This window comes from Stenotrophomonas sp. SrG (genome assembly GCF_050031795.1).
GTDB lineage: Bacteria > Pseudomonadota > Gammaproteobacteria > Xanthomonadales > Xanthomonadaceae > Stenotrophomonas > Stenotrophomonas rhizophila_A.
In genome coordinates this window covers 14,705-38,797 of the sequence record NZ_JBNBBE010000026.1, presented here as the reverse complement: position 1 = coordinate 38,797, position 24,093 = coordinate 14,705, and the positions used below count along the sequence as shown (strand labels likewise).

Genomic DNA, 24,093 nt, shown 5'->3' with positions numbered 1-24,093 from the left:
TCGCAGCACCGCGCCCTGCTTGAGCAGGTTCACGTTGCCACGGATGAAGGCGTCGGGATTGGCACGCAACAGGGCGATCATGGCCTGGTCGCGGCTGATGCCCTGCTCGCGGGCCACGCTGCCGGCAATCTGCGACAGGGTCTGGCCGCGCTGCACGGTGATGCTGCCGTCGGCGGCGGTGGCCGCCTGCGCCGCCGACGGAGCGGAGCGCGATGGGGCGGCGGCCCGTGCGGGAACCGGCGCGGTGCGCGAGGGCGTGGGCTCGGCCTGCGCTACCGGCGGCTGCACCGGTGGAGGTTCGGGCTCGCGCACGATGGCGTTGGACATCGCACCGGCCGGCGCGACGATCTCCGGTTCGGCCACGGCCAACGCACTGTCCGGCGCATCGACAAGCGCCGAATACTCGCGGACCAGGCGGCCCTGCCCCCAGTCGGCTTCAATCAGGAAGTTGAGCGACGGCGTGGTCACCGGCGCCTGCGAGCTCACCCGCACCACGGCACGGCCGTTGGCATCGCGGGTCAGTTCGAACTGCAGCTCACTCACCAGCCCGGTCGGGCGGTCCAGCCCGACACGCGCGAAGGTCACCGGCGAGGCCAGCGCAACGCGCAGGTTCTCGAGCTCGGCCGGATCGGCCGAAATGACCGGGATCTCCGCCAGCAGGGGTTGCCCGGGCTTGGACAGCACCCGGATGTCGCCGAGCCCGAGGGCCATGGCGGAGCTGCTGGCCAGGGCCAGCAGCAGGGTCGAGACATACTTGAGCGGGCGCGATGCGCCCGGAACCCGGTTCTTCATGCGGGCAATATAGCGATTCCCGACCAATACAGCCACGAAGGACGTGGCTGGTACCACGCCCTGCGTGGCACCTCCATCTCAGCCTTCGGCTGCCACCAGCTCGGCCAGCTGCACCGCATTGAGCGCGGCGCCCTTGCGGATGTTGTCCGACACGATCCACAGGTTCAGGCCGCGCGGGTGCGACAGGTCTTCACGGATGCGGCCCACATACACCGCATCGGTACCCGATGCGTGGGTGACCGGGGTCGGGTAACCGCCGGCTTCGTGCTTGTCGACCACTTCCACGCCGGGCGAACGCGACAGCAGCTCGCGCGCCGCATCCGGCGTGACCTTGTCGCGGGTTTCGATGGTGACTGCTTCGGAGTGGCCGTAGAACACCGGCACGCGCACGGCGGTGGGGTTCACCAGAATGCTGTCATCGCCGAGGATCTTGCGGGTTTCCCAGACCAGCTTCATTTCTTCCTTGGTGAAGCCGTTGTCCTGGAAGTCGTCGATGTGCGGGATCAGGTTGAAGGCAATCTGCACCGGGAAGCGCTGCGGGTCGATCTCCTGGAAGCTGAGCAGCTGGCCGGTCTGCTTGCCCAGTTCTTCCAGCGCCGAGCGACCACCGCCGGAGACCGACTGGTAGGTGGCCACGTTGATGCGCTGAATGCCGTACTGGCGGTGCAGCGGGGCCAGCGCGACCAGCATCTGCATGGTCGAGCAGTTCGGGTTGGCGATGATGCCGCGCGGGCGGTTCTTCAGCGCCTCGGGGTTTACTTCGGACACCACCAGCGGCACGTCATCGTCGTAACGGAAGGCCGAGGAGTTGTCGATCACCACCGCACCGGCGGCGGCGAACTTCGGGCCGAACTCCTTGGAGACGCTGCCACCTGCGGAGAACAGCGCGATATCCACGCCGTTCGGGTCGAACGTGGCCAGGTCCTGGACCTTGATCTTCTTCCCGTCGAATTCGATGTCGCCACCGGCCGAACGCGAGGAAGCGAGCAGGCTCAGGGTGGCGATCGGGAAGTTGCGTTCGGCCAGGATGGCCAGCATGGTTTCGCCGACGGCGCCGGTGGCACCGACGACTGCGACGTGGAAGCGACGATCTTGATTGCTCATGGAAACCTCTTCAACCGTGATGGGGAGTACCGACCAACGGTCGGTACCTACCGGAATATTCGGGAACGCGGATTGGGCTCGGGGAACCTCGCGCAACAGGCGCGGAGATTCCCTATCGTTTTGCGTCGTCGATTTTTTTGGCGGCCACGGCGTCGGCGTTGATCGCGCTGGGCGGGTTGCCGGCGTTCGCACCGAGGCCGAGCGCGGCCAGCAGGTTGTCCACGGCCAGCTGCACCATGGCCCGGCGCGTGGCCTGGCTGGCGCTGCCGATGTGCGGGGTAAGCACGATGTTGTGCAGGGCCAGCAATTCGGGGCGCACCGTCGGTTCGCCTTCGAACACGTCCAGACCAGCGGCGGCCAGCCGGCCGTGGGCCAGCGCATCGGCCAGGGCCAGCTCGTCGACGATGCCGCCACGGGCGATGTTCACCAGCGTGGCGCTGGGCTTCATCTTCGCCAGTGCGGCGGCGTCGATGATGTGGTGCGAGGACGCGCTGTACGGCAGCACCAGCACCAGGTGGTCGGCCTGCGCCAGCAGCGTGTCCAGCTCGACATACTGCGCGCCTACCTCGGCTTCGGTGGCTTCGGGCAGGCGCGAGCGGTTGTGGTACAGCACGCGCATGCCAAAACCGAGCGCGCCGCGGCGGGCAATGCCCTGCCCGATCCGGCCCATGCCCAGGATGCCCAGCGTGCTGCCATGGATGTCGGCGCCCAGCATGGTCTGGAACGACCACTGGCCCCACTGGCCGTCGCGCAGCCAGCGTTCGGATTCGGTGATGCGCCGCGCGGTGGCCATCAGCAGCGCGAACCCGAGGTCGGCGGTGGTTTCGGTCAGCACATCCGGGGTGTTGCTGGCCAGGATGCCGGCCGCGCTGAGCGCGCTTACATCCAGGTTGTTGTACCCCACGCCGACGTTGGCGATCGCGCGCAGCTGCGGCGCGTTGGCGATCTCGGCCGGGCCGATGCGTTCGTTGAGGGTGATCAGCGCGCCTTCGACCCGGGCCAGCTGTTCGGCCAGCATCGCCGGCGTGTAGTGGGTGACCTCGTGGGTCATCGCGAGCTCGACATGCTGCCCGAGCTTTTCGATGACATCATCGAACAGCGGTTGGCTGACCCAGACCCGGGGGCGCGTCTCAGCCATCGATGGCGCCGGGAATGCGTGGCGTGATCTCACCCACGTCACCGCACTGGGCGCGGTGGCGCAGCGCCTGGTCCATCAGCACCAGCGCCATCATCGCCTCGGCGATGGGCGTGGCGCGGATGCCGACGCACGGATCATGGCGGCCGGTGGTGATCACATCGACGGCCGCACCGCTGGCATCCACCGTGGCGCCGGGCAGGCGCAGGCTGGAGGTGGGCTTGAGCACGATCGAGGCCGTGACCTGCTGGCCGGTGGAAATGCCACCGAGGATGCCGCCGGCGTGGTTGCTGGCGAAGCCCTCGGGAGTGATCAGGTCACGGTGTTCGGTGCCCTTCTGGGCGGCGCTGGCAAAGCCGTCGCCGATCTCCACGCCCTTGACCGCGTTGATGCTCATCAGTGCCGAGGCGAGTTCGCCATCGAGCTTGCCGTAGATCGGCTCGCCCCAGCCCGGCGGCACGCCGTCGGCCACCACGTTGACCCGCGCGCCGACCGAATCGCCGGACTTGCGCAGCGCGTCCATGTAGGCTTCCAGCGCGGGGACCTGTTCGGCCACCGGCCAGAAGAACGGGTTGTCTTCCACCGCCGACCAGTCATGGCCGGTCGGGGTGATCTCGCCCAGCTGCGACAGGTAACCGCGCACGGTCACCCCGAAGCGCTGCAGCAGCCATTTCTTCGCAATCACGCCGGCGGCCACGCGCATGGTGGTTTCGCGCGCGGACGAGCGGCCGCCACCGCGCGGGTCGCGGATGCCGTACTTCTGCCAGTAGCTGTAGTCGGCATGGCCCGGACGGAACTGCTGGGCGATGTTGCTGTAATCCTTGCTGCGCTGGTCGGTGTTGCGGATCAGCAGCGCAATGGGCGTACCGGTGGTGCGGCCCTCGTACACGCCCGAGAGGATCTCGACCTCATCGGCCTCGCGCCGCGCCGAGGTGTGCCGGCTCTTGCCGGTGGCGCGGCGCTGCAGGTCGTGGGCGAATTCGTCGGCACTGATCTCCAGCCCCGGCGGGCAGCCGTCGATCACGCAGCCGATCGCCGGACCGTGCGATTCGCCGAAGGTGGTGACCGAAAGCAGCTTGCCGAAGGTATTACTGGACATGGGATACCGCAGGACGTGGGAAGGCGGCGCGCAGTATGCGCGGCAGGTGGCGAGCGGCGATGATGGCCGGCAGCAGGGTGAAGCTGAGGATGAACACCGGTCGGCCCCAGCCGCCACGCCAGGCGGCAGGGTCGCTGGCGATGCTCGATACAACGGTGACCACCGCCACCACCAAGCCCAGCACCAGCGCCGCGAACAGGCCGCGCGACAACAGGCGGCGGCGCTGCAGAAGCGCGCCATCCACCAGCACGGCCGCGACGACGCCAAGACCGCCCAGCAGGCCGGACGCACCGTAGGCGAAGCCCTTGAGGTGGTACCAGAGCTGTTCGGCGGGCTCGGCAGCGTAGCGGCAATGCAGGCTGTCACCCACATGGCAGGCAACACCGCTCTGCAGGGACATCACCACGATGACGGCGGCAAACGGCAACAGCACAGCCAACGGCCCCAGCAGGGCCAGTTCGGCCCAGCGGGTACGTGCGGCGCGGGCCGGACTATCGGGCATTGGCCAGTTCGGTGATGCGGGCGCTGTGGGCGATCAGCTCGCGGCATTCGACCGCGAAGATGCCCATCTGGCCGACCTTGAATTCAATCCACGCAAAATCGACTTCCGGCAGCAGCTTGATCAGGTGCTGTTCGGATTCGCCCACTTCGCAGATCAGCAGGCCGTCTTCGCTCAGGTGCAGCGGCGCGTCGCGCAGGATCTTCAGCACCAGGTCAAGGCCGTCGTCGCCGGCACGCAGGCCCATTTCGGGCTCGTACGAGTATTCCTTCGGCAGCGCGTCGGTTTCGTCGTTGGTGACGTATGGCGGGTTGGTCACGATCAGGTCGTAGTGGCGGCCGGTGAGGCCGTTGAACAGGTCCGACTTGAGCAGGGTGACGTTGTGCGCCTGCAGGCGTTCCTTGTTCTCTTCAGCCAGCGACAGGGCCTCATCGCTGAGGTCCACGCCGTCCACTTCCCAGTTCGGGTAGTAGTGGCCCATGGCGATGGCGATGCAGCCCGAACCGGTGCACAGGTCCAGCGCGCGGTGTACGTCGCGGCCGGCCAGCCACGGCTCGAAGCCGGTTTCGATCAGCTCGGCGATCGGCGAGCGCGGCACCAGGGCACGGCGGTCGCTCTTGAAGCTAAGGCCCGCGAACCAGGCTTCACCGGTCAGGTAGGCGGCCGGCAGGCGCTCGCTGATGCGGCGCTCGAACAGGGCCAGCACCTCGGCCTTTTCCGATGCGAGCACGCGGGCGGCGCCATAGGCCGGGCCGAGGTCGTGCGGCAGGTGCAGCGCGTGCAGGACCAGCTGGGTGGCTTCGTCCAGGGCGTTGTCGTAGCTGTGCCCGAAGGTCAGCCCGGCGGCGTTGAAACGGCTGGTGCCGTAGCGGATCAGGTCGATGATCGTATGGAGTTCGGCGGCCGTTTCGGCGGTCATGGCAGGGCAACAGACAGAGTGGCCCCAGATTATAGGCGCTGCGGCGCAGCACGGCATCCGTTGCAGTGGAAACGGAAACCGCCGCCCCCCATCCCCTATCATGGAGGCCCCTTCGGGTACGGGCCTTTCATGTTCAATCGCAATGTCGGCATCATCCTGCTCATCGCGCTGGCCGCCGGGCTCGGCCTGGTCGTCGCCCAGAAGGTGTTCGCGCCCAAACCGGCCGGCAACCGCCCGGCCACCGAGTCGATCACCTTCTACCCGCAGCCGCGCCCGCTGCCGGACTTCAACCTGGGCCAGTCCGACGGTACCCGGCTGATTCCCGGCGAGCTCAAGGGCCACTGGACCCTCGTGTTCCTGGGCTTCCTGTCCTGCCCCGACATCTGCCCGACCACCCTGGCCGACCTGGCCCAGGCCCAGAAGCAGTGGGAAACCCTGCCCGAGAGCCTGCGCCCGCGCCTGGTGTTCGTTTCGGTGGACCCCGAGCGCGACACCCCGGCACGCCTGGGCGAATACGTGCATGCCTTCCACAAGGACACCCTGGCGGCCACCGCCGACGTGCCTTCGCTGGAGCGCTTTGCCACTGCGCTGGGCTTCGTGTTCCAGAAGGTGCCGGGCAAGGGCTTTGAAGAAAATCCGCAGGACTACACCCTGGAACATTCGGCCAGCCTGGCCGTGCTGGACCCGGACGGCAGGCTGGCCGGCCTGATCCGCCCCCCTTTCAACCCGCAGGCCATTGCCCGCGACCTGAACCTGTTGACCGAGAAATCCGCCCCATGAGCCTGACCACCACGCTGAGCTACGTCCTGCCCCACCGCCTGCTGTCGTCGATGGCGCGGCGCCTGGCGTATTCCAGCAACCCGCGGATCTCTCGCTGGCTGATCGACACGGTGACCGAAAAGTTCGGGGTGAACCTGGCCGAGGCGGCCAATCCCGACCCGCGCAGTTATCCGACCTTCAACCAGTTCTTCACCCGCGCCCTGAAGCCCGGCGCGCGCGTGCCCGACGCCGGCGCCCGCACCCTGGTGATGCCGGCCGACGGCCGGATCAGCCAGCTGGGCGCCATTGAGGACGGCCGCATCTTCCAGGCCAAGGGACAGTCGTTCACCGCCGCCGAGCTGCTGGGCGATGCAGCCGACGCCGAGGTGTTCCACCACGGCCTGTTCGCCACCGTCTACCTGTCGCCGAAGGACTACCACCGCGTGCACATGCCGTGGACCGGCACCCTGCGCGAAACCGTGCACGTGCCCGGCCGCCTGTTCAGCGTGGGCCCGGCGGCAGTCAACAACGTCCCGGGGCTGTTCGCCCGCAACGAGCGGCTGGTCTGCCATTTCGATACCGACTTCGGCCCGATGGTGCAGGTGATGGTGGGCGCGCTGCTGGTGTCGGGCGTGGAGACGGTGTGGGGTGGCGAAGAGATTCCGGCCTATGGCGACACCATCACCCGCAAGGATTACCGTGGCAAGGGCATCACCCTGGAACGGTTTGCCGAGATGGCGCGCTTCAATTACGGCTCCACGGTGATCGTGCTGCTGCCGCCGGGCGTGGCCGATTTCGCCCCGCACCTGGATGCAGAACATGCCGTGCAGCTGGGCCAGGCGTTGGCCACCCTTCGTTGAGGGCAGCCACGCAGGGCGTGGCTCTACACCCCAGGCGCAATGAAAAACGCCCCGTTTCCACGGGGCGTTTTTTTTCAAGCATTACCTGGATCGTGCGCGAACTCGACGGGCCCTACATCCATCCCGTCGTAATCCTCGACCCCGTTGGCTTCGGCCAGCGCCTGCAGCTCGTGGTTGCGCTTGTCCAGCGACGCTTCGCTGTGGGTTTCCACTCGCTCCACGTGCAGCACGTGGTACTCCGCCTCGCCTTCTTCCAGCTCCGGCTCGAACACCTCGACCACGGTGTAGCCCTCCCCTTCCAGCACCCTGGCCAGCCCGTGCAGCGGCTCCGGCGTGGTGTTGACGAAGAAGTAACCCCACACCAGGTTGCCGTTGAGGTCCCAGTCGGTGTTTTCACGGATGTTGGCGAACATCTCGTTGATTGCGGTGATATCCATCAGTGTTCCCCGGAAGTTATTTACCGCAGCCCTGCAGCTTGATCGACTGGCCCTGACGCAGCGCATACGCGGGCGCCTTGAGCCCATTGGCCTTGGCCAGCTCACGCACATCGCAATCGAACTTGTCGGCGATCCGGCCCAGGGTCTCACCCTTGCCCACCTTGTGGCTTCGCACCGGCTTGGCCTTCGGCTTGGGCGCCGGTACTGCCACCGGCGCAGCCGGGGCGGTGGCCACCGGGGTGCTGGCCTGCAGGCCGGCCACCGGCACCACGCTGCCCACCGCCACGTTGCCGGTGTAGCTGGCCACGGTGGGACGGACGATGGCCGCATTGAGATCGGCGGTGATCAGCGTGCGCGCCAGGTCCGCGCGCGGGCCGCTGACGCAGTAGCGGTTGTACAGCCCGGCAATGCGGGTGGTGGCGTTGATCAGCGTGCCGGCCGGGATCCAGCCGTCGGCCTCATAGCGCGGGTTGAGGTTGCGCAGCGCGCGCATGTAGCCGTCGCGGGTGCCGGTGCTGCCCAGGCAGATGGTCAGCTCATAGATGGTGGTGGACTTGGCCAGGCGGATGGTGGCCGGCTGCGCACTGACCTTGGGGAAGTCCACGCCGTACTGCTGCGGGTGCAGGTAGATCCACGCGGCGGCGATCACCATCGGCACGTAGTCCTTGGTTTCGGCCGGGAACTGGTTGTAGACGCTGTCCACCCAGAAGCTCTGCCCCACGTTCTGGCGATACACCCGCCCGGCACGGCCTTCGCCACCGTTGTAGCCGGCCAGCGACAGCTCCACGTTGTTGTTGAGCTCGCGCATGCGCTCGTTGAGGTAATTGGCACTGGCTTCGGCGGCGCTGCGCGCGTCGAAGCGGGTGTCGAAGCCGGTGCCGTCCGGGCCCAGCCCGAAGCGGCGGCCGGTGGCCGGCATGAACTGCATCAGCCCGGCGGCGCCAGCGCGGGAGGAGGCGTGCACGCGGCCGTTGGACTCCTTGGCCATGATCCCGAACAGCAGCGCCTCGGGCAGGCCGCGCTTTTCCCACTCCGGCCACATCACCGCGCGCAGGCTCTGGTAATTCTCGTAGGAGTTCATCAATGCCGGGCGCATGTCGGTCAGCCAGCGGCGGATGCCCGCCTGCACGGCCGGGTTGTATTCGACCATGCTGTCGAAGGCATGGCGCTTGTCGTTGAGCAGCGCGGCGGCACGCGCCGCTTCGGGCACATCGGCGGTCAGCGGTCCCACATGGTCCGGGTCGGCCTCCAGCAGGCCGCCATCGACGGCGATCGCATCGCTGTCGTCACCATCGCGCGCGTCGGCGTTGTTCTTCAGCAGGCGCTTGTAGGTCACCAGCAGGTTGCTGACCTGGCAGCCCTTCTGCGCAATGCAGGCGCTGATGACATCTTCCATGTCCTCCAGCGCGGCATCGCCTTCGTTCTTGCCCTTGGGGTCGGCGTTGTTGACCAGCACCAGCGCATCGGCATAGCGCGTTTCGGCCGCGGCCATGCGCTGCTCCAGGGCTTCGACCTTGACCTTGTCACGGGCGGAGACCCGCTGGGCATGGGCCTCGGGGACGAACGACAGCAGGGAAGCGAGCGCCAACAACGGCCAACCACGGGCAAGCAGGACAGGAACGGGCATTTTTGGCACTGTGGGCAAAAGACAGGGCAGAGTAGCCGTGCCACTCGCATCGGGGCAACCCGGTCAGGTGGCCGATACCCGCCGACGTTTAGAATCCTGCCCATTCACATAGCCCGTCCACAGAGCGAGTTGACCATGGATCCGATCCTGCTCGGCAAAGGCATCACCGACGATGTCCCCGTCACCCTGCAACCGAAACTGGGCAACCGCCATGGCCTGGTGGCCGGGGCGACGGGCACGGGCAAGACCGTGACCCTGATGACCCTGGCCGAAGGCTTTTCGCGCATCGGCGTCCCGGTGTTCCTGGCCGACGTCAAGGGCGATGTCTCCGGCCTGGCCGTGCCCGGGACCGGCACCGAGGCGCTGCTGCAGCGCGCGAAGGAGATCGGCGTGGCCGACTACGCGCCGGCCGGCAGCCCCACGATCTTCTGGGACCTGTACGGCAAGCTGGGCCACCCGGTGCGCACTACGGTGAGCGAAATGGGCCCGACCCTGCTGGCGCGCATCCTGGAGCTCAACGACACCCAGTCGGGGGTGCTGGACATCGTGTTCAAACTGGCCGACGACCGTGGCCTGCTGCTGCTCGACCTGGACGACCTGCGTGCCCTGCTCGGCATGGTGGCCGACGAGCGCAAGGACATCTCCACCGAATATGGCCTGGTCAGCGCGCAGACGGTGGCGGCGATCCAGCGTTCGCTGCTGCGGCTGTCGCAGGACGGCGGTGAATCCTTCTTTGGCGAGCCGGCGCTGGAGCTGGCCGACCTGATGCGGGTCAATCACGACGGCCGCGGCGTGATCGGCATCCTGGCCGCCGACCAGCTGGTGCTCAAGCCGCGCCTGTACTCGACCTTCCTGCTGTGGCTGCTGTCGGAGCTGTTCGAGACGCTGCCGGAGGTGGGTGACCTGGACAAGCCCAAGCTGGTCTTCATCTTCGACGAGGCGCACCTGCTGTTCGACGACGCGCCGGCTGCGCTGGTGCAGCGCATCGAGCAGGTGGTGAGGCTGATCCGCTCCAAGGGCGTGGGCGTGTACTTCTGCTCGCAGTTCCCCGACGACGTGCCAGCCAACATCCTGGGCCAGCTGGGCAACCGCGTGCAGCACGCGCTGCGTGCATTCACTCCGCGCGACCAGAAGGCGGTGAAGATCGCCGCCGAAACCTTCGTGCCGAACCCGAAGCTGGACGTGGTGGCGGCCCTTTCCCAGCTGGGTACCGGCGAGGCGCTGGTGTCCACGCTGCAGGACAAAGGCATCCCCTCCCCCGTGCAGCAGACCCGGATCGCCCCGCCGCGCTGCCGGATGGGCGCGATCACCGAGGCCGAGCGTGCGCAGGTACGCGCCGGCAGCCCGGTCGGCAGCCGCTACGACACCGCAGTGAACCGCGAATCGGCAGCGGAGCTGCTGGCCCAGCGCGCGGCCAAGGTGGTGGAACAGCCCGACGCGCCCAAGGCGCGTACCCGTGAGCAGGATGAGCAGCAGGAAGGCGGCTTCGGCCAGTCGATCAAGGATGCGATCTTCGGCACCAAGCGCCGCCAGGGCATGATCGAAACGATGGCCAAGCAGACTACCCGCACCATGGGCACCAAGCTGGGCAACCAGATCGTGCGCGGCATCCTGGGCGGCATTTTCGGGGGCAAGCGCTGACCGATGTCGCGTTGGCGTCCCCCTGCGGAAAAGAGCACGGCCCTGATCACCGCACAGGGCCACCAGCGGTTGAAGAGCGAGCTGGACGAGCTGTGGCGCGTGCGCCGGCCGGAGGTGGTCAAGGCGTTGGCCGCGGCTGCGGCGGAGGGCGACCGCTCGGAGAATGCCGAGTACACCTACCGGAAGAAGCAGCTGGGCGAGATTGACCGGCGCGTGCGCTACCTGACCAAACGGCTGGAGTCGCTGCGCGTGGTGGATACCGTGCCAACCGACCCGCAGGCGGTGTTTTTTGGCGCGTGGGTGGAGCTGGAGAACGTGGACAGCGGCGATGTCAGCCGGTATCGCATCGTGGGCCCGGACGAGACCGATGCGGGTGCCGGGTGGATCAGCATCGATTCGCCGTTGGCGCGTGCGTTGTTGAAGAAGCGCGTGGATGACGAGTTCGAGGTGGAGCTTCCGAGCGGGCGGACCGGGTTTGCGATACTTGCGGTGGAGTATCCCGGTTGATCGCGCACCCACGACCAACGGTCGTGGGCTACCGGCCTGGTGGCACCGCGGCCGGGGAGCCCGGCCTGGTGGCACCGCGGCCGGGGAGCGGTAGGTCACGACCGTTGGTCGTGACGCAGGGGCGCCGGATACTGCCGGCCCTCCCGCAGAGGCCGGAAATAGTCCGCCAGCTGGTAGAAATCCGCGCCCTGCGCGGCATGCCAGCCGGGAATGCCCATCAACGGCAGTGGCCGCAGCTCCAGCGGATCATTGAGCACGTCGGCACGCGCGATGGCCTGCGCTACCTGCTCCACCACCTGCGCATCATCATCGCCTCGCACCACTACACACTTGCCCACCAGCAATCGCGAAGGCAGCAACGCCTGTTCCATCAACGCATGCCCGAACACGGCAGACACGGCGATGTCGCCGCTGCGCCACTGCGCCGCGCCGTCGACGAACAACGCGTGCCAGTCGTGGCGGCCCCATGCGTGCAGCAACGACGCGTCGCGCACCCGCACGATCACGCCGGTTTCGTCGAACTGGGTCAACGCGGCCTGCGCGCGCGTGCGCTGGCCGGGCGGGTTGCGCCCGATGTTCTGGCACTGGCGTGCATTGAGCGCGGCCTTCACTGCCGGGTAGCGCGCCCACACCAGTGCATTGAACAGGTCATGCCAGTTGCACGGGCGCGTGGCGATCTGCCCGCGTGCGATGCGTTGTTCGTAGTGCAGGCCGTCGGCCAGCAGTTCGTCGTCCTGCTCCACCAGCTGCTTTCCCGATAAAGCGAGCTGCCGGTTCAACGCGGAAAGGGTCGGCCAGTCGGCGGCCACCATCAGGCCCTGGTACTCCGCGAACGCGGCGAACAGCGGATGGGCGAAGCACGCCCGATCCACGTCCGCGCGCGCCGGCGCGATGAAACGCCGGCGGCCGACCGCCCCGGGGGCGGCCGCGTCGGTCACAGCACCTTGAGGTCGAGCAGCTTCCTGGCCGCACTCTCGTCGATCAGCGCGTCGCCGTAGAGGTCGTGGTCATCGCTCTCGGTGATTTCCACGTCCACGAACTGGCCCACGCGCAGCTTGGCTTCATCGGCGTTCTGGATGTGCACCAGGCCGTCGATCTCCGGCGCATCGGCCTTGGAACGGGCCACCGCGATGCCGTCTTCAATCGCATCGACCAGGCACTGCTGCACCATGCCGATCTTGGCTTCCAGGCGCGCAGCGGAAATGTCGGCCTGGCGGGCCATGAAGCGCGCCAGGCGCTCCTGCTTCACTTCTTCGGGCACCGCGCCGGGCAGGTCGTTGGCGGTGGCGCCGGTGACCGGCGAATACGCGAACGCGCCCACGCGGTCCAGCTGCGCCTCATCCAGGAACGACAGCAGTTCCTCGAACTCGGCCTCGGTCTCGCCCGGGAAGCCGACGATGAAGGTCGAGCGCACGGTGATGTCCGGGCACAGCTGGCGCCAGCGCTGCACGCGCTCCAGGGTCTTGTCGACCGCACCCGGGCGCTTCATCAGCTTGAGGATGCGCGGGCTGGCGTGCTGGAACGGAATGTCCAGGTACGGCAGGATCCGGTTCTCGGCCATCAGCGGGACCACGTCATCCACGTGCGGGTACGGGTACACGTAATGCATGCGGGTCCAGGCATCGAGCTCGGACAAGCCTTCGCACAGCGACTTCATGCGGGTCTGGTAGGCCTTGTCGCGCCACATGCGCTCGGCGTACTTGACGTCCACGCCATAGGCCGAGGTGTCCTGCGACACCACCAGCAGTTCCTTCACGCCGCCACGCACCAGCCGCTCGGCTTCACGCAGCACCTCATCGACCGGGCGCGAGACCAGCTTGCCGCGCATCGACGGAATGATGCAGAAGCTGCAATGGTGGTTGCAGCCTTCGGAAATCTTCAGGTAGGCGTAGTGGCGCGGGGTCAGCTTGATGCCGTAGTCCGGCACCAGGTCCACGAACGGGTCATGCTTGGGCGGCAGCGCGGCGTGCACCGCCTCCATCACGCTGGTGTAGTCCTGCGGGCCGGACACCGCAAGCACGTCCGGATACGCCTTGCGGATCTCTTCCGGGCGCTTGCCCAGGCAGCCGGTGACGATCACCTTGCCGTTGGCGTTCATCGCCTCGCCGATCGCGTCCAGCGACTCGGTCACCGCCGAATCGATGAAGCCGCAGGTGTTGACCACCACCACGTCAGCCGAATCGTAGGAAGGAACGATGTCGTAACCCTCGGCCCGCAGCTGGGTGAGGATGCGTTCGGAATCGACGAGGGCCTTCGGGCAGCCAAGGCTGACGAAGCCGACTTTGGGGTTCAGCTGGGACATGGATCGCGGGACTCTGGGGGCCTGGGCCCACGCCGGAATGGCGCGGGGACCTGGGGCCGGAAACGGCGGCAAGTATACCGGCGTTGTGGCCCCGGCCCTGAATGCATCGGCGGCTCCGGCAACGCCAACCGCCAATCCCGGCATGCCCGCGACACCCCGCTAACCTGCAGCGCGCCGATAATGAACGCCTGAACCAACAGGAGTCTGGCAATGGGTGAGTGGGTCACGCTTGATACGCATCACGGTCCGGTCCGGGCCTGGCAGGCCACGCCGGAGGGCAAGCCGCGCGGGGGCCTGGTGGTCATCCAGGAGATCTTCGGCACCAACGCGCACATCCGCGAGGTGGCCGAGGGCTTCGCTGCGAACGGCTACACGGTGCTGGCCCCCTCCTTCTTCGACCTGGTCGACGGGGCGGATTCCGACCCGGATGCCCTGCCCTATGACCCGGACGGGGTGAAGCAGGGGTTGGGACACGTCAATGCGCTGGGCGTGGAGAAGGCGCTGGAAGTGGTGCGCGCGGCGGCCTCACGGCTGGCCCCGGCCGGCAAGGTCGGCACGGTGGGCTATTGCTGGGGTGGCACCATCGCCCTGCTCTCGGCCCTGCGCCTGGGCCTGCCGTCGGTCAGTTACTACGGCGCACGCAACGTGCAGTTCCTGGACGAAACGCCCAAGGCGCCGGTCATGTTCCACTTCGGCGCGCAGGACAAGAGCATTCCGCCCGAGGCCATCCAGGCCCACCGCGAGAAGCTGCCCAAGATGGCCACCTTCGTCTATCCAGCCGACCATGCCTTTAACCGCAGCGTCGGACATGCGTATGATCCGGACAGCGCCGAGCTGGCGCTGACACGCACCCTGGACTTCTTCTCGGAGCATCTTGGATGAGCGATTTTGAACTGGATTCACGCCTGGCCGCCAACAGTGTGCTGGTGGACCAAGGCCCGCTGTCGCAAGTGCGGTTGATGAACGACGAACGGTTCCCGTGGCTGGTGTTGGTGCCGCGCGTGACCGGCATCACCGAATGGCTGGAGCTCGACGGCAACCAGCAGGACCAGCTACGTACGGAATTGAACCGATGCTGCCGGGCGCTGAAGGGCACCGACGGGGTGGAGAAGATCAACTTCGCCACGCTGGGCAACATCGTGCCGCAGCTGCACTTCCACGTGGTCGGCCGACATGTGGGCGATCCGGCGTGGCCGGCACCGGTGTGGGGGCATGGCCAGGCCCATCCGTTCGATGCGGCCGTGCTGCAGGAGCGTGTCGCGATGTGGAAGGAACGGCTAGGATATTCGCCCCAGCCCTAAGCGGACCCTGCCCCTGATGCGCTCCAACCTTGTCGCCGCCATCGTCCTGATCCTCGTCGGCCTGTTCCTGCTGGCCAGCAACCTGGGCTGGACCAACATGAACCTGGGTCGCCTGATCCTTACCTGGTGGCCGGTGATCCTGGTGGCAGTGGGGATCGGGTTGTTGTTCGGACGCAAGTAGGGCCGGGCCCTGCCAAGCAGGCAAAAAAAAGCGCGGAGCGATCCGCGCTTTTCATTTGTGTGCCAAGAGCAGCCGACCAACGGTCGGCTCTACCCATTGGCGGCAGGAGCCGCCGATTAGGTGCGCGGCAGGGTCACGCCGGTCTGGCCCTGGTACTTGCCGCCGCGATCCTTGTACGAGGTCTCGCAGATGTCGTCGCTGTCGGCCTGGAAGAACAGCATCTGGGCCACGCCTTCGTTGGCGTAGATGCGCGCCGGCAGCGGCGTGGTGTTGCTGAATTCCAGGGTCACGTGGCCTTCCCACTCCGGCTCCAGCGGGGTCACGTTGACGATGATCCCGCAGCGCGCGTAGGTGCTCTTGCCCAGGCACACCACCAGGGTGTCGCGCGGAATGCGGAAGTACTCCACGGTGCGCGCCAGCGCGAAGCTGTTGGGCGGGATGATGCACTCGTCGCCCACGATGTCCACGAAGCTGCCCGGGTCGAAGTGCTTGGGGTCGACGATGGTGGAGTTGATGTTGGTGAACACCTTGAACTCGCGCGAGCAGCGCACGTCGTAGCCATAGCTGGAGGTGCCGTAGCTGACGATGCGCTGGCCGTTGGCCTGCTTGACCTGGCCGGCTTCGAACGGCTCGATCATGCCGTGCTGTTCGGACATGCGGCGGATCCAACGGTCACTCTTGATGCTCATGGGGAGTCCTGGGTGCGGGAATGGGCGATTCTAGGCGATCAGAGCAGCGAGGACAGGATCGGAATGCTGGCGCGCGGGCGCTTGGCCACTTCCTCCACCAGCCGCTCGGCGGCGCGCAGGTAAGCCTGCGCGGCCGGCGACTCCGGCGCGGCGGCGGTGATCGGGGTGCCTGCATCGCCCTGCTCGCGGATGCCGATATCCAGCGGCAGCGAGCCCAGCAGGGGCACGCCGTACTGCGCGGCCATGCGTTCGCCGCCGCCATCGCCGAACAGGTGTTCGATGTGGCCGCAGTTGCTGCAGGTGTGCACGGCCATGTTCTCGACGATGCCCAGCACCGGCACCTCGACCTTTTCGAACATCTTCAGCGCTTTCTTCGCATCCAGCGTGGCGATGTCCTGCGGGGTGGTGACGATGACCGCGCCGGCCAGCGGAATCTTCTGGGTCAGGGTCAGCTGGATGTCGCCGGTACCCGGCGGCAGGTCGATCAACAGGTAGTCCAGGTCATCCCAGAGGGTGTCGTTGAAGAACTGGGTCATGGCCGAGGTCGCCATCGGACCGCGCCAGATCATCGGCGTCTCGTCCTCGATCAGGTAGCCGATCGACATGGTCTCCACGCCGAACGCGCGCAGCGGCTCGATCGACTTGTTGTCCGGGCTTTCCGGGCGGCCGCTCAGGCCCAGCATCATCGGCACGCTGGGGCCGTAGATGTCGGCATCCAACAGCCCGACCCGCGCCCCCAGGCGGGCCAGCGCCACGGCCAGGTTCACCGCCGTGGTGGATTTGCCCACCCCGCCCTTGCCTGACCCGACCGCGATCACGTTGCGGACGCGCGGATGAAGGGTCAAGCCCTTCTGCACCTGGCTGGCATGGGGACGTCGAGACGGGCTGGCACTCACTGCGGGAACTCCGGAAAAGCCGAACGGGACAGCCCGCCACTATACAGGGCGTCCCTGCGCTGCCAGGCCGTTGTCCTGCCCTGTCCTGGGGCTGTCCCGTAAACGATTTTCACGACATTCGCACGTCAGGAACGGATTCCGTGGTGCGGTGCGGCCAAAAAGTGAACCGTGCATCCGTCACGGTACGGAGGGAATGGTTTCATCACAAACCATTATTAAGTCATTATTTTTCAACATGTTGCAACACAGATGAGAACGAAAGCATGGCTTTGCGTATCTTGTCTTTATGACCTCTTGATGAACAGTTGACAGGGCGCGTTAAGCCCGTGTTAACCTCGAATCATCAGCTCGTGAAGCTGGTGAACAGGGGGGCAGCCATTGCCAAGACCTGATCCGAGGGCACACGGAGACGCCTGCTGGTCCATGTCACCGGTGTTTGACGCAATCGATCGTTCCAAGGGGATCCACACATGATGAATCGCAAGTCGCTCAGCCGTCATCCGCTGAGCTTCGCCCTGGCTACCGCGATGGTGTTCGCGGCCGCGCCGGCATTCGCGCAGGACACCACTTCGACCAAGACGGCCGAAGAAGTCGCCGCCGAGAAGGCCAAGGCCACCACGAACTTCGACACCGTGACCGTGACCGGTTCGCGCATTGGCCGCGATACCTTCAACTCGGTGTCGCCGGTGCAGGTCGTGACCCGCCAGGAGTCGGTGCTCGCCGGGTTCAACTCCACCACCGACGTCCTGCAGAGCACCGCGGTGACCACCGGCAGTTCGCAGATCAACAATGCGTACGGCGGCTACGTCACCGACGGCGGCCCCGGTGCCAACACCCTCGGCCTGCGCGGCCTTGGCCCGACCCGCACCCTGATCCTGCTCAATGGCCGCCGCGTGGCGCCGGCCGGTTCGCGTGGCGCGGTCGGCTCGGCCGACCTGAACGTGCTCCCGAACTCGATCGTGGACCGCATCGAAATCCTGAAGGACGGCGCCTCGTCGATCTACGGCTCCGACGCCGTGGCCGGCGTGATCAACATCGTCACCAAGACCAAGGTCGACGGCGTCTCCTTTGAAGGGCAGCACAACGCCACCGACGGTGGCGGCGGTGACCAGCGCCGTTACTCGATCATGTTCGGCACCACCGGCGAGCGCTCGCACTTCTCCGGTTCGTACGAGTACTACACCCGTAACGACCTGAGCCTGCGCGACCGCGACTGGACCCGTTGCGCCACCGACAAGTACCGCGACATCGACGTGGGCGACTACTGGGGCAGCGGCGACTTCATCGACCCGCTGACCGGCAAGTCCAAGTGCTACACCCTCGATGCGGGCGGCGTGACCATCAACACGATCGGCACCAACACCCGCACCGGCGTTGCTGCCCCGGGTGGTGCCGGTACGCGCTTCAACCGCTGGCGTCCGAACGCGGCCGTCACCACCGGCCTGGTCGGTTATGAAGGCGTGGACACCTATACCCGCGATACCTTCGACGACGCGATGCTGAACCAGTCGCTGATCTCGCCGGCCAAGACCCACACCCTGTTCCTGCAGGGCGGCTTCGACACCGGCGTGCTGGGTGACGCCGAGCTGTACTACGAGTTCCTGGGCAACAAGCGCAAGTCGACCCAGACCGGTTACCGCCAGCTGTCGCTGGACTATGCAGTGGGCAGCCCGCTGATCCCGGCCAACCTGCGCGACAGCGTGGCCGGCCCGGCGACCAACCTTACCAACGGCGCCAACATGGGCGTGCGTGCGTTCATCGGCTTCGGCAACGACCAGAACAAGCAGAACGTCGACTACTACCGCTTCAACGCCGGCCTGCGGGGCAACCTGACGGCGGACTGGAAGTACGACTTCAATGTCATGCACTCGGACAATGACGCCGATTACACCTTCCAGAGTTTCCTGACCAGCCGCCTGGCGCAGAGCCTGAACGTGGTCTCCAACGGTGCCGGCGGCTATTCCTGCGTCGACCCGTCGAACGGCTGTATCGCCGCACCGGCGCTGAACTCCAACACCATCGGCGGCAACCTGCCGGCGGACTGGAAGAACTGGGTGTTCGTGCCGGTCACCGGCAACACCATGTACAAGGAAGACACGGTCAACTTCAACGTCAACGGCCCGCTGTTCGACATGCCGCACGGCACGGTCCGCGGCGCGTTCGGTGCCGAATACCGCAAGGCCAAGATCGACGACAGCCCGTCGCAGTACTCCATCGACGGCGACCTGTTCAACCTGACCTCGGCGGCGCCGACCCGCGGCAGCGACTCGGTCACGGAAGTCTACGGCGAACTGGAATTCCCGCTGCTGTCGGGCGTCACCGCTGCCGAAGAGCTGACCCTCAACCTGTCCGGCCGCTACACCGACTACGAGTCGTACGGTTCGGATGAGACCTACAAGATCGGCGGCCTGTGGACCCCGGTGAAGTGGCTGTCGTTCCGCGCGTCCTACGGCACGTCCTACCGCGCCCCGGCGCTGTACGAACAGTTCCTGGGCGGCACCACCGGCTTCCTGGGCAGCACCTCCGATCCCTGCAACGAGTACAGCGACCGCGATCCGTCGTCGATCCGTTACCAGAACTGCGCCGCCGAAGGCCTGCCGGCCGACTACATCGCAACCCAGGGCGTGACCGTGATCACCCAGGGTGGCGCGGAAACCGGCCTGAAGGCGGAAACCTCCACCGCCAAGACCCTCGGCGTGGTGATCCAGCCGGAGTTCGGCAGCGGTTTCGGTGACCTGTCCTTCGCCGCCGATTACTTCGACATCAAGGTCGAGAACGGCGTGCAGGCCGCAGGCGGCGCCGGCATCCTGAACGCTTGCTACGGCAGCGCCACCGCCGACTTCCTTGCCGGCAACGGCCTGTGCCGCCTGGTTGACCGCAACCCGCTGAACAACGCACTGACGGTCACCAACGGCTTCATCAACGTCTCCACCGACAAGGTGCGCGGCGTGGACCTGACCCTGCGTTATGTCCGCGACATCGGGCCGGGCGAGTTCCGCACCACCACCCAGTTCACCCACTACATCGAACAGTCCAGCAAGATCTTCCAGGACGATCCGCTGGTGAACTACGCGGGCATGCTGGGCACCCCGGCGAACACCGCCACCTTCGACATGGCCTACAAGTGGAAGGAATGGCAGGTCCGCTACGGCCTGGACTGGATCGACAAGATGGACAGCTACGCGTACTACGAGGAGCGCAACCCGGGTCTGTTCGAGCCGGACACCTCGCCGTACAAGATCTACACCCCGAACTACTTCCTGCAGTCGTTCTCGGTGCAGTACGAAGCGGACAAGTGGTCGGCCACCGTCGGCGTGCGCAACCTGGCGGACAAGGAACCGCCGACCATTTCCCAGGGTGTGTACAGCACCGTCGGCAATGCGTTGCTGTACAGCGGCTTCGACTATTGGGGCCGCCAGTACTTCGCAAACGTCACCTACTCGTTCTGATCCCGCTTCGCGAGCCGCCGCCCTTCGGGGCGGCGGTCTCGTTTCCGGCCCTGGTAAACCGGTGGCCGGCCCGCTCCACGAACAGAGGTCATCAATGAAACGGATTCTTCTGCTGGCCGCCCTGGCCAGTGCTTCCTCGCTCCTGCACGCCAAGCCGGTGGCACCGACCATCGAGCAGATGGCCGCCTTCCCGGCCATTTCCAGCCTGTCCCTCTCACCTGACGGCAAGCACATCGCCGGCCTGCGCGCCAACGGCGAAGAGCGCGTCATCGTGGTCTGGGAAACCAACGCCCTGGACAAGGCGCCCACCGTCATCGGTGCCGGCCGCATGAAGTTCCAGAGCGTGAGCTTCATCAAGAACGGCCTGCTGGCCGTCACCCTGTGGCAGCCCTACGACCTGCGTACCGACCGGGTCAACAAGACCTTCATCAGCAAGTTCTTCATCACCGACATCGAAGGCAAGCAGTGGAAGGAGCCGATCAGCCCGGCCCGCGCCACCAGCCGCAACGAAGAACTGGAGCAGGCCCTGTCCAACTCCACCGTGCTCGATACCCTGCCCAACGACCCGGACCACATCCTGGTGGTGAACGGTTCGGGCAGCAATTCCGGTGACGTGTACAAGGTCAACCTGCGCAGCTTCACCTCCCAGCGCATCCAGAAAACCGAAGAGCGCGTGGCCGGCTATGTCACCGATCTCAACAGCGAACTGCGCGCGCGCCTGCGCCAGGACGTGGATGGCACCGGTGCGTATATCGCCACTGAATTCCGCAACCCCGCTACCGGTTCCTGGGAAGAACACTTCCGTTCGCACGTGAAGGATCGCGACATCAACCAGGTGGTCGGCTTTGCCGATGACCCGAACATCGCGTTCATCCAGAGCAACGTGGGCCGCGACAAGACGGTCATCTACGAGTACGACATCGCCGCGCGCAAGCAGAAGGAAGTGCTGTTCGAGCACAAGTTCTTCAATGCCGGCACCGTGGTGCTGAACCGCTACAAGAACGTGGACGGCGTGCCGTTCGGCGCACTGCTCGGCGTTGGCTACAGCGGCCCGCGCGAAAACGAGATCCAGTGGACCGATCCGACCTTCAAGGCGCTGGAACAGGGCCTGCGTCAGGCCCTGGGCATCCAGGCAAGCGAGGTCACCCTGGTCGATCCCGGCACCGGCCAGCGCGCCACCACCCAGCTCGACGGTGGCAGGTCGATCCGCCTGCTGGACTACAGCGCCAACCTCAAGACCTTCCTGGTGGTGGTGTCCGGCCCGTCCGACCCGCCCACCTACTACCTGTTCAACAACGGGCAGCTGACCGAGCTGGCCAAGTCCTACCCGCAGATCGACCCGGCCGCGCTGGGCACGACCAAGCTGGTCTATTACAAGGCGCGCGACGGGCTGGACATTCCCGCCTTCCTGACCACCCCGAACACCGAACTGTGCGGTGCCGGTCCGTGGAAGGCCGTTGTCCACCCGCACGGCGGTCCGTGGGCGCGCGATGGCATGGACTTCGACGGTTCCATGTGGGTGCCGCTGATGGCGTCGCGCTGCATGGCGGTGCTGCGCCCGCAGTTCCGCGGTTCGGCCGACTGGAGCCGCAAGCTGTGGATGGCCGGCGATGCCGAGTGGGGCCAGAAGATGCAGGACGACAAGGATGATGGCGCCAAGTGGATGATCGACCAGAAGATCGCCCAGCCCGGCCACATCGCCATGTTCGGCTTCTCCTACGGCGGCTATTCGGCATTCGCCGCATCGGTGCGGCCCAACGGGCTGTACAAGTGCGCCATTGCCGGTGCCGGCGTGTCGGACATCAAGAAGATCTGGTCGCGGTTCTACACCAACCCGTTCTTCCGCCAGGCCCAGGCCAAGACGGTGGACGGCCTGAACCCGCTGGACAAGGCCGGCGAGATGAAGATCCCGCTGATGGTCTACCACGGCGACCGCGACCGCACCGTGCCGATCGAACAGTCCGAATGGTTCGTGGCCAAGGCGAAGAATTCCGGCCAGCCGGTGGAGTACCACGAAATCGCCGATTACGCGCACGGCCCTGCCTGGACGCGCGCGATCATGGGCGACCAGCTGCGGCTGATCGATGATTACCTGGGCAAGGGGTGTGGTGGCGGCGGGTTGTAACCGCCGCTGGAGGGGCACCCGACCTACGGTCGGGGGCTCCCGATGATTATCGGCCACCTTCGGGTGGCCTCTTTTTATTCGCGAAGAATGGCCTGTGCCGCGTTGTGTCCCGGCGCGCCGGTGACGCCGCCACCCGGATGCGTCCCCGAACCGCACAGGTACAGGCCCGGCAGGGCACCGCGGTAGTCGGCCTGGCCCAGCATCGGCCGGGCGCTGAACAGCTGGTTGAGGCTGAGCGCGCCATGGAAGATGTCGCCGCCGATCAGCCCGAAGGTGCGCTCCAGATCCAGCGGACTGAGCGCCTGCCGGCCCAGCACCAGTGCGCTGAATCCCGGCGCGTGCTTCTCGACCGTTGCGATCATCAGGTCGGCCACTTCGTCGCGGTGGTCATCCCAGCTGCGCCCACCGGAAAGCACCGGGGCCACGTGCTGGCAGAACAGGCTGGCCACGTGCTGGCCGGGCGGCGCCAGCGAATCGTCCAGCGTACTCGGGATCAGCATTTCCACGATCGGTTCGCGTGACCAGCCGTGCTGGCGCGCATCGCGGTAGGCGCGGTCCATGTAAGCCAGCGTGGGCGCCATGATGATGCCGGCCGTGAGGTGGTCCCCTGCCCCGGGCAGCACGGAGAACGAGGGCAGGCCGGACAGCGCGACGTTCATGCGGAACGTGCCTGAACCGCAGCGCCAGTTCGCCATGCGCTCGCGGGTGGCCAGTGGCACCTCCCCAGGCGCCAGCAGCTGTTCGTACAACAGCTTGGGATTGACGTTGGCCACCACCCTGCGGGCGCGGATGACATCGCCCTGCAGCGTTTCCACCCCTACCGCGCGCCCCTGCTCGACGACGACCCTGCGCACGCCGCTGTCGGTACGGATGCTCGCCCCGGCGGCGATGGCCGAGCGGGCCATCGCCTGGGTGATGGCGCCCATGCCGCCGATGGCGTGGCCCCAGGCGCCCTTCACTCCGTTGCTCTCGCCAAAGGCGTGGTGCAGCAGCACGTAGGCCGAACCGGGCGCGTCCGGGCTGGCGTAGTTGCCCACGATGCCGTCGAACCCGAACAGGGCCTTGATCGGCTCGCTCTCGAACCAGCGGTCCAGGTATTCCGAGGCCGAGATGGTGAACAGGTCCAGCAGTTCCTGGCGCAACGCCGGCGCCAGCCCATGCAGCCGCCTGCCGAGCTGGCCGGCCTGCCACAGCGCCGGCAGCTGGGTCAGCCAATGGCCTTCCCCCACGTTGGGCGGCGCCTGCAGCGCAAGATCGCGCAGCACGTCGGCGAATGCCTCCAGGCGCTGCTCGAAGGCCGGCAGGCGCTCGGCATCACGTGCGGAAAAGCGCGCCACCTCCGAACGGGTCAGCCCGGCACCGGCCAACAGGTAATCCCCGTCCAGCGGCAGGAAGTTGTTGATCCGCCGCGGCACCACCTGCAGCCCGTGCTCGGCCAGCGCCAACGCCTGGATGATGCGAGGCTGCAGCAGCGACACCGTATAGGAAGCCACCGAATTGCGGAAACCGGGATGGAACTCCTCGGTGACCGCCGCCCCGCCCACCACCGGCCGCCGTTCCAGCACCAGCACCCGCTGCCCGGCCCGGGCCAGGTAGGCCGCGCAGACCAGGCCGTTGTGTCCGCCGCCGATGATGACTGCATCCCAAGCACGCGTCGTTGAAGTGTCCATGCTGGCTGTATACATGACCTTCGACACCCTTGCAGGCCGGGCCAGCGGCGTATCGTCTGGCCCACGGCCCCCATCAGGGGGCCTTCCTGAAAGATTCTTCG

General features: G+C 66.7%; 22 protein-coding genes. 9 read left to right on the top strand and 13 right to left on the bottom strand.

What is annotated here, in order from left to right:
• The 6 genes from ACQG3P_RS18270 to prmB form a co-directional block, all read right to left on the bottom strand.
• Window positions 1-792, bottom strand: a 792-nt coding sequence (locus ACQG3P_RS18270; protein ID WP_426805821.1) for a type IV pilus assembly protein FimV, incomplete at its 3' end; no start/stop codon positions are given.
• Between the two features lie 78 nt (window positions 793-870).
• Window positions 871-1,896 (bottom strand): aspartate-semialdehyde dehydrogenase, encoded by a 1,026-nt coding sequence (locus ACQG3P_RS18265; RefSeq protein WP_068853455.1) that lies wholly within the window; start codon window positions 1,894-1,896, stop codon window positions 871-873.
• A gap of 112 nt (window positions 1,897-2,008) precedes the next feature.
• Window positions 2,009-3,034, bottom strand: a complete 1,026-nt coding sequence (locus ACQG3P_RS18260; RefSeq protein ID WP_426805820.1) for a 2-hydroxyacid dehydrogenase — start codon at window positions 3,032-3,034, stop codon at window positions 2,009-2,011.
• Window positions 3,027-4,130: a chorismate synthase gene (aroC, locus tag ACQG3P_RS18255; protein ID WP_426805819.1), complete on the bottom strand. Its 1,104-nt coding sequence runs from the start codon at window positions 4,128-4,130 to the stop codon at window positions 3,027-3,029. The genes ACQG3P_RS18260 and aroC overlap by 8 nt, the downstream gene beginning before the upstream one ends.
• Complete coding sequence (locus tag ACQG3P_RS18250) at window positions 4,120-4,632, bottom strand: hypothetical protein (protein WP_426805818.1); 513 nt, start codon at window positions 4,630-4,632, stop codon at window positions 4,120-4,122. The genes aroC and ACQG3P_RS18250 overlap by 11 nt, the downstream gene beginning before the upstream one ends.
• Complete coding sequence (prmB, locus tag ACQG3P_RS18245; RefSeq protein ID WP_426805817.1) at window positions 4,622-5,548, bottom strand: 50S ribosomal protein L3 N(5)-glutamine methyltransferase; 927 nt, start codon at window positions 5,546-5,548, stop codon at window positions 4,622-4,624. Before prmB ends, ACQG3P_RS18250 begins: the two co-directional genes overlap by 11 nt.
• A gap of 129 nt (window positions 5,549-5,677) precedes the next feature.
• On the opposite strand from prmB, the gene ACQG3P_RS18240 reads away from it, so the two are divergent.
• Window positions 5,678-6,328 (top strand): SCO family protein, encoded by a 651-nt coding sequence (locus ACQG3P_RS18240; RefSeq protein ID WP_068853463.1) that lies wholly within the window; start codon window positions 5,678-5,680, stop codon window positions 6,326-6,328.
• A complete protein-coding gene (gene asd / locus ACQG3P_RS18235; protein WP_145479861.1) occupies window positions 6,325-7,167 on the top strand; it encodes an archaetidylserine decarboxylase in 843 nt (280 codons plus the stop codon). The genes ACQG3P_RS18240 and asd overlap by 4 nt, the downstream gene beginning before the upstream one ends.
• 74 nt (window positions 7,168-7,241) lie before the next feature.
• Here the strand turns inward: asd and ACQG3P_RS18230 are convergent, their stop codons facing one another.
• Window positions 7,242-7,604: a ribonuclease E inhibitor RraB gene (locus tag ACQG3P_RS18230; RefSeq protein WP_068853467.1), complete on the bottom strand. Its 363-nt coding sequence runs from the start codon at window positions 7,602-7,604 to the stop codon at window positions 7,242-7,244.
• A gap of 16 nt (window positions 7,605-7,620) precedes the next feature.
• A complete protein-coding gene (locus tag ACQG3P_RS18225) occupies window positions 7,621-9,231 on the bottom strand; it encodes a transglycosylase SLT domain-containing protein (RefSeq protein WP_426805816.1) in 1,611 nt (536 codons plus the stop codon).
• 135 nt (window positions 9,232-9,366) lie between these two features.
• Between ACQG3P_RS18225 and ACQG3P_RS18220 the strand changes: the two genes are divergently transcribed.
• Window positions 9,367-10,872 carry a helicase HerA-like domain-containing protein gene (locus ACQG3P_RS18220; protein ID WP_426805815.1) on the top strand — a complete coding sequence of 502 codons (1,506 nt, stop codon included), beginning with the start codon at window positions 9,367-9,369 and terminating at the stop codon, window positions 10,870-10,872.
• Between the two features lie 3 nt (window positions 10,873-10,875).
• Window positions 10,876-11,379: a transcription elongation factor GreB gene (gene greB / locus ACQG3P_RS18215; protein ID WP_426805814.1), complete on the top strand. Its 504-nt coding sequence runs from the start codon at window positions 10,876-10,878 to the stop codon at window positions 11,377-11,379.
• A 95-nt stretch (window positions 11,380-11,474) separates the two neighbouring features.
• Here the strand turns inward: greB and ACQG3P_RS18210 are convergent, their stop codons facing one another.
• Together ACQG3P_RS18210 and rimO are read right to left on the bottom strand one after the other, a co-directional pair.
• Window positions 11,475-12,317 (bottom strand): DUF3025 domain-containing protein, encoded by an 843-nt coding sequence (locus tag ACQG3P_RS18210; RefSeq protein ID WP_426805813.1) that lies wholly within the window; start codon window positions 12,315-12,317, stop codon window positions 11,475-11,477.
• Window positions 12,314-13,681: a 30S ribosomal protein S12 methylthiotransferase RimO gene (gene rimO / locus ACQG3P_RS18205; protein WP_426805812.1), complete on the bottom strand. Its 1,368-nt coding sequence runs from the start codon at window positions 13,679-13,681 to the stop codon at window positions 12,314-12,316. The genes ACQG3P_RS18210 and rimO overlap by 4 nt, the downstream gene beginning before the upstream one ends.
• Before the next feature lie 210 nt (window positions 13,682-13,891).
• Between rimO and ACQG3P_RS18200 the strand changes: the two genes are divergently transcribed.
• Genes ACQG3P_RS18200 through ACQG3P_RS18190 form a run of 3 tightly spaced genes read left to right on the top strand, consistent with a single transcriptional unit; the run spans window position 13,892 to window position 15,163 of the window.
• A complete protein-coding gene (locus ACQG3P_RS18200; RefSeq protein WP_426805811.1) occupies window positions 13,892-14,563 on the top strand; it encodes a dienelactone hydrolase family protein in 672 nt (223 codons plus the stop codon).
• Window positions 14,560-14,982 carry an HIT domain-containing protein gene (locus ACQG3P_RS18195; protein WP_068853482.1) on the top strand — a complete coding sequence of 141 codons (423 nt, stop codon included), beginning with the start codon at window positions 14,560-14,562 and terminating at the stop codon, window positions 14,980-14,982. The genes ACQG3P_RS18200 and ACQG3P_RS18195 overlap by 4 nt, the downstream gene beginning before the upstream one ends.
• A 16-nt stretch (window positions 14,983-14,998) precedes the next feature.
• Window positions 14,999-15,163: a LiaI-LiaF-like domain-containing protein gene (locus ACQG3P_RS18190; RefSeq protein WP_313348371.1), complete on the top strand. Its 165-nt coding sequence runs from the start codon at window positions 14,999-15,001 to the stop codon at window positions 15,161-15,163.
• Between the two features lie 116 nt (window positions 15,164-15,279).
• Here the strand turns inward: ACQG3P_RS18190 and dcd are convergent, their stop codons facing one another.
• Window positions 15,280-15,852 (bottom strand): dCTP deaminase, encoded by a 573-nt coding sequence (gene dcd / locus ACQG3P_RS18185; protein WP_068853484.1) that lies wholly within the window; start codon window positions 15,850-15,852, stop codon window positions 15,280-15,282.
• A gap of 38 nt (window positions 15,853-15,890) precedes the next feature.
• On the bottom strand, window positions 15,891-16,748 hold the full coding sequence (apbC, locus tag ACQG3P_RS18180; protein WP_068853486.1) for an iron-sulfur cluster carrier protein ApbC: 858 nt from the start codon (window positions 16,746-16,748) through the stop codon (window positions 15,891-15,893).
• 470 nt (window positions 16,749-17,218) lie between these two features.
• On the opposite strand from apbC, the gene ACQG3P_RS18175 reads away from it, so the two are divergent.
• Window positions 17,219-20,197, top strand: coding sequence for a TonB-dependent receptor plug domain-containing protein (locus ACQG3P_RS18175; protein WP_426805810.1), 2,979 nt, complete (start codon window positions 17,219-17,221; stop codon window positions 20,195-20,197).
• Window positions 20,198-20,291: 94 nt separating this feature from the next.
• Complete coding sequence (locus tag ACQG3P_RS18170) at window positions 20,292-22,322, top strand: alpha/beta hydrolase family protein (RefSeq protein WP_320457408.1); 2,031 nt, start codon at window positions 20,292-20,294, stop codon at window positions 22,320-22,322.
• Window positions 22,323-22,396: 74 nt separating this feature from the next.
• Here ACQG3P_RS18170 and ACQG3P_RS18165 read toward each other — a convergent pair whose 3' ends face one another.
• The gene (locus ACQG3P_RS18165) at window positions 22,397-23,992 is read right to left on the bottom strand and encodes a phytoene desaturase family protein (RefSeq protein ID WP_426805809.1); all 1,596 of its coding nucleotides are present in this window, start codon (window positions 23,990-23,992) and stop codon (window positions 22,397-22,399) included.
• Between the last annotated feature and the right edge of the window lie 101 nt (window positions 23,993-24,093).

Coding starts and splice junctions, on each gene's coding strand:
- ACQG3P_RS18265 (WP_068853455.1), bottom strand. CDS start 1,896: ATGAGCAATCAAGATCGTCGCTTCCACGTCGCAGTCGTCGGTGCCACC.
- ACQG3P_RS18260 (WP_426805820.1), bottom strand. CDS start 3,034: ATGGCTGAGACGCGCCCCCGGGTCTGGGTCAGCCAACCGCTGTTCGAT.
- aroC (WP_426805819.1), bottom strand. CDS start 4,130: ATGTCCAGTAATACCTTCGGCAAGCTGCTTTCGGTCACCACCTTCGGC.
- ACQG3P_RS18250 (WP_426805818.1), bottom strand. CDS start 4,632: ATGCCCGATAGTCCGGCCCGCGCCGCACGTACCCGCTGGGCCGAACTG.
- prmB (WP_426805817.1), bottom strand. CDS start 5,548: ATGACCGCCGAAACGGCCGCCGAACTCCATACGATCATCGACCTGATC.
- ACQG3P_RS18240 (WP_068853463.1), top strand. CDS start 5,678: ATGTTCAATCGCAATGTCGGCATCATCCTGCTCATCGCGCTGGCCGCC.
- asd (WP_145479861.1), top strand. CDS start 6,325: ATGAGCCTGACCACCACGCTGAGCTACGTCCTGCCCCACCGCCTGCTG.
- ACQG3P_RS18230 (WP_068853467.1), bottom strand. CDS start 7,604: ATGGATATCACCGCAATCAACGAGATGTTCGCCAACATCCGTGAAAAC.
- ACQG3P_RS18225 (WP_426805816.1), bottom strand. CDS start 9,231: ATGCCCGTTCCTGTCCTGCTTGCCCGTGGTTGGCCGTTGTTGGCGCTC.
- ACQG3P_RS18220 (WP_426805815.1), top strand. CDS start 9,367: ATGGATCCGATCCTGCTCGGCAAAGGCATCACCGACGATGTCCCCGTC.
- greB (WP_426805814.1), top strand. CDS start 10,876: ATGTCGCGTTGGCGTCCCCCTGCGGAAAAGAGCACGGCCCTGATCACC.
- rimO (WP_426805812.1), bottom strand. CDS start 13,681: ATGTCCCAGCTGAACCCCAAAGTCGGCTTCGTCAGCCTTGGCTGCCCG.
- ACQG3P_RS18200 (WP_426805811.1), top strand. CDS start 13,892: ATGGGTGAGTGGGTCACGCTTGATACGCATCACGGTCCGGTCCGGGCC.
- ACQG3P_RS18195 (WP_068853482.1), top strand. CDS start 14,560: ATGAGCGATTTTGAACTGGATTCACGCCTGGCCGCCAACAGTGTGCTG.
- ACQG3P_RS18190 (WP_313348371.1), top strand. CDS start 14,999: ATGCGCTCCAACCTTGTCGCCGCCATCGTCCTGATCCTCGTCGGCCTG.
- dcd (WP_068853484.1), bottom strand. CDS start 15,852: ATGAGCATCAAGAGTGACCGTTGGATCCGCCGCATGTCCGAACAGCAC.
- ACQG3P_RS18175 (WP_426805810.1), top strand. CDS start 17,219: ATGATGAATCGCAAGTCGCTCAGCCGTCATCCGCTGAGCTTCGCCCTG.
- ACQG3P_RS18170 (WP_320457408.1), top strand. CDS start 20,292: ATGAAACGGATTCTTCTGCTGGCCGCCCTGGCCAGTGCTTCCTCGCTC.
- ACQG3P_RS18165 (WP_426805809.1), bottom strand. CDS start 23,992: ATGGACACTTCAACGACGCGTGCTTGGGATGCAGTCATCATCGGCGGC.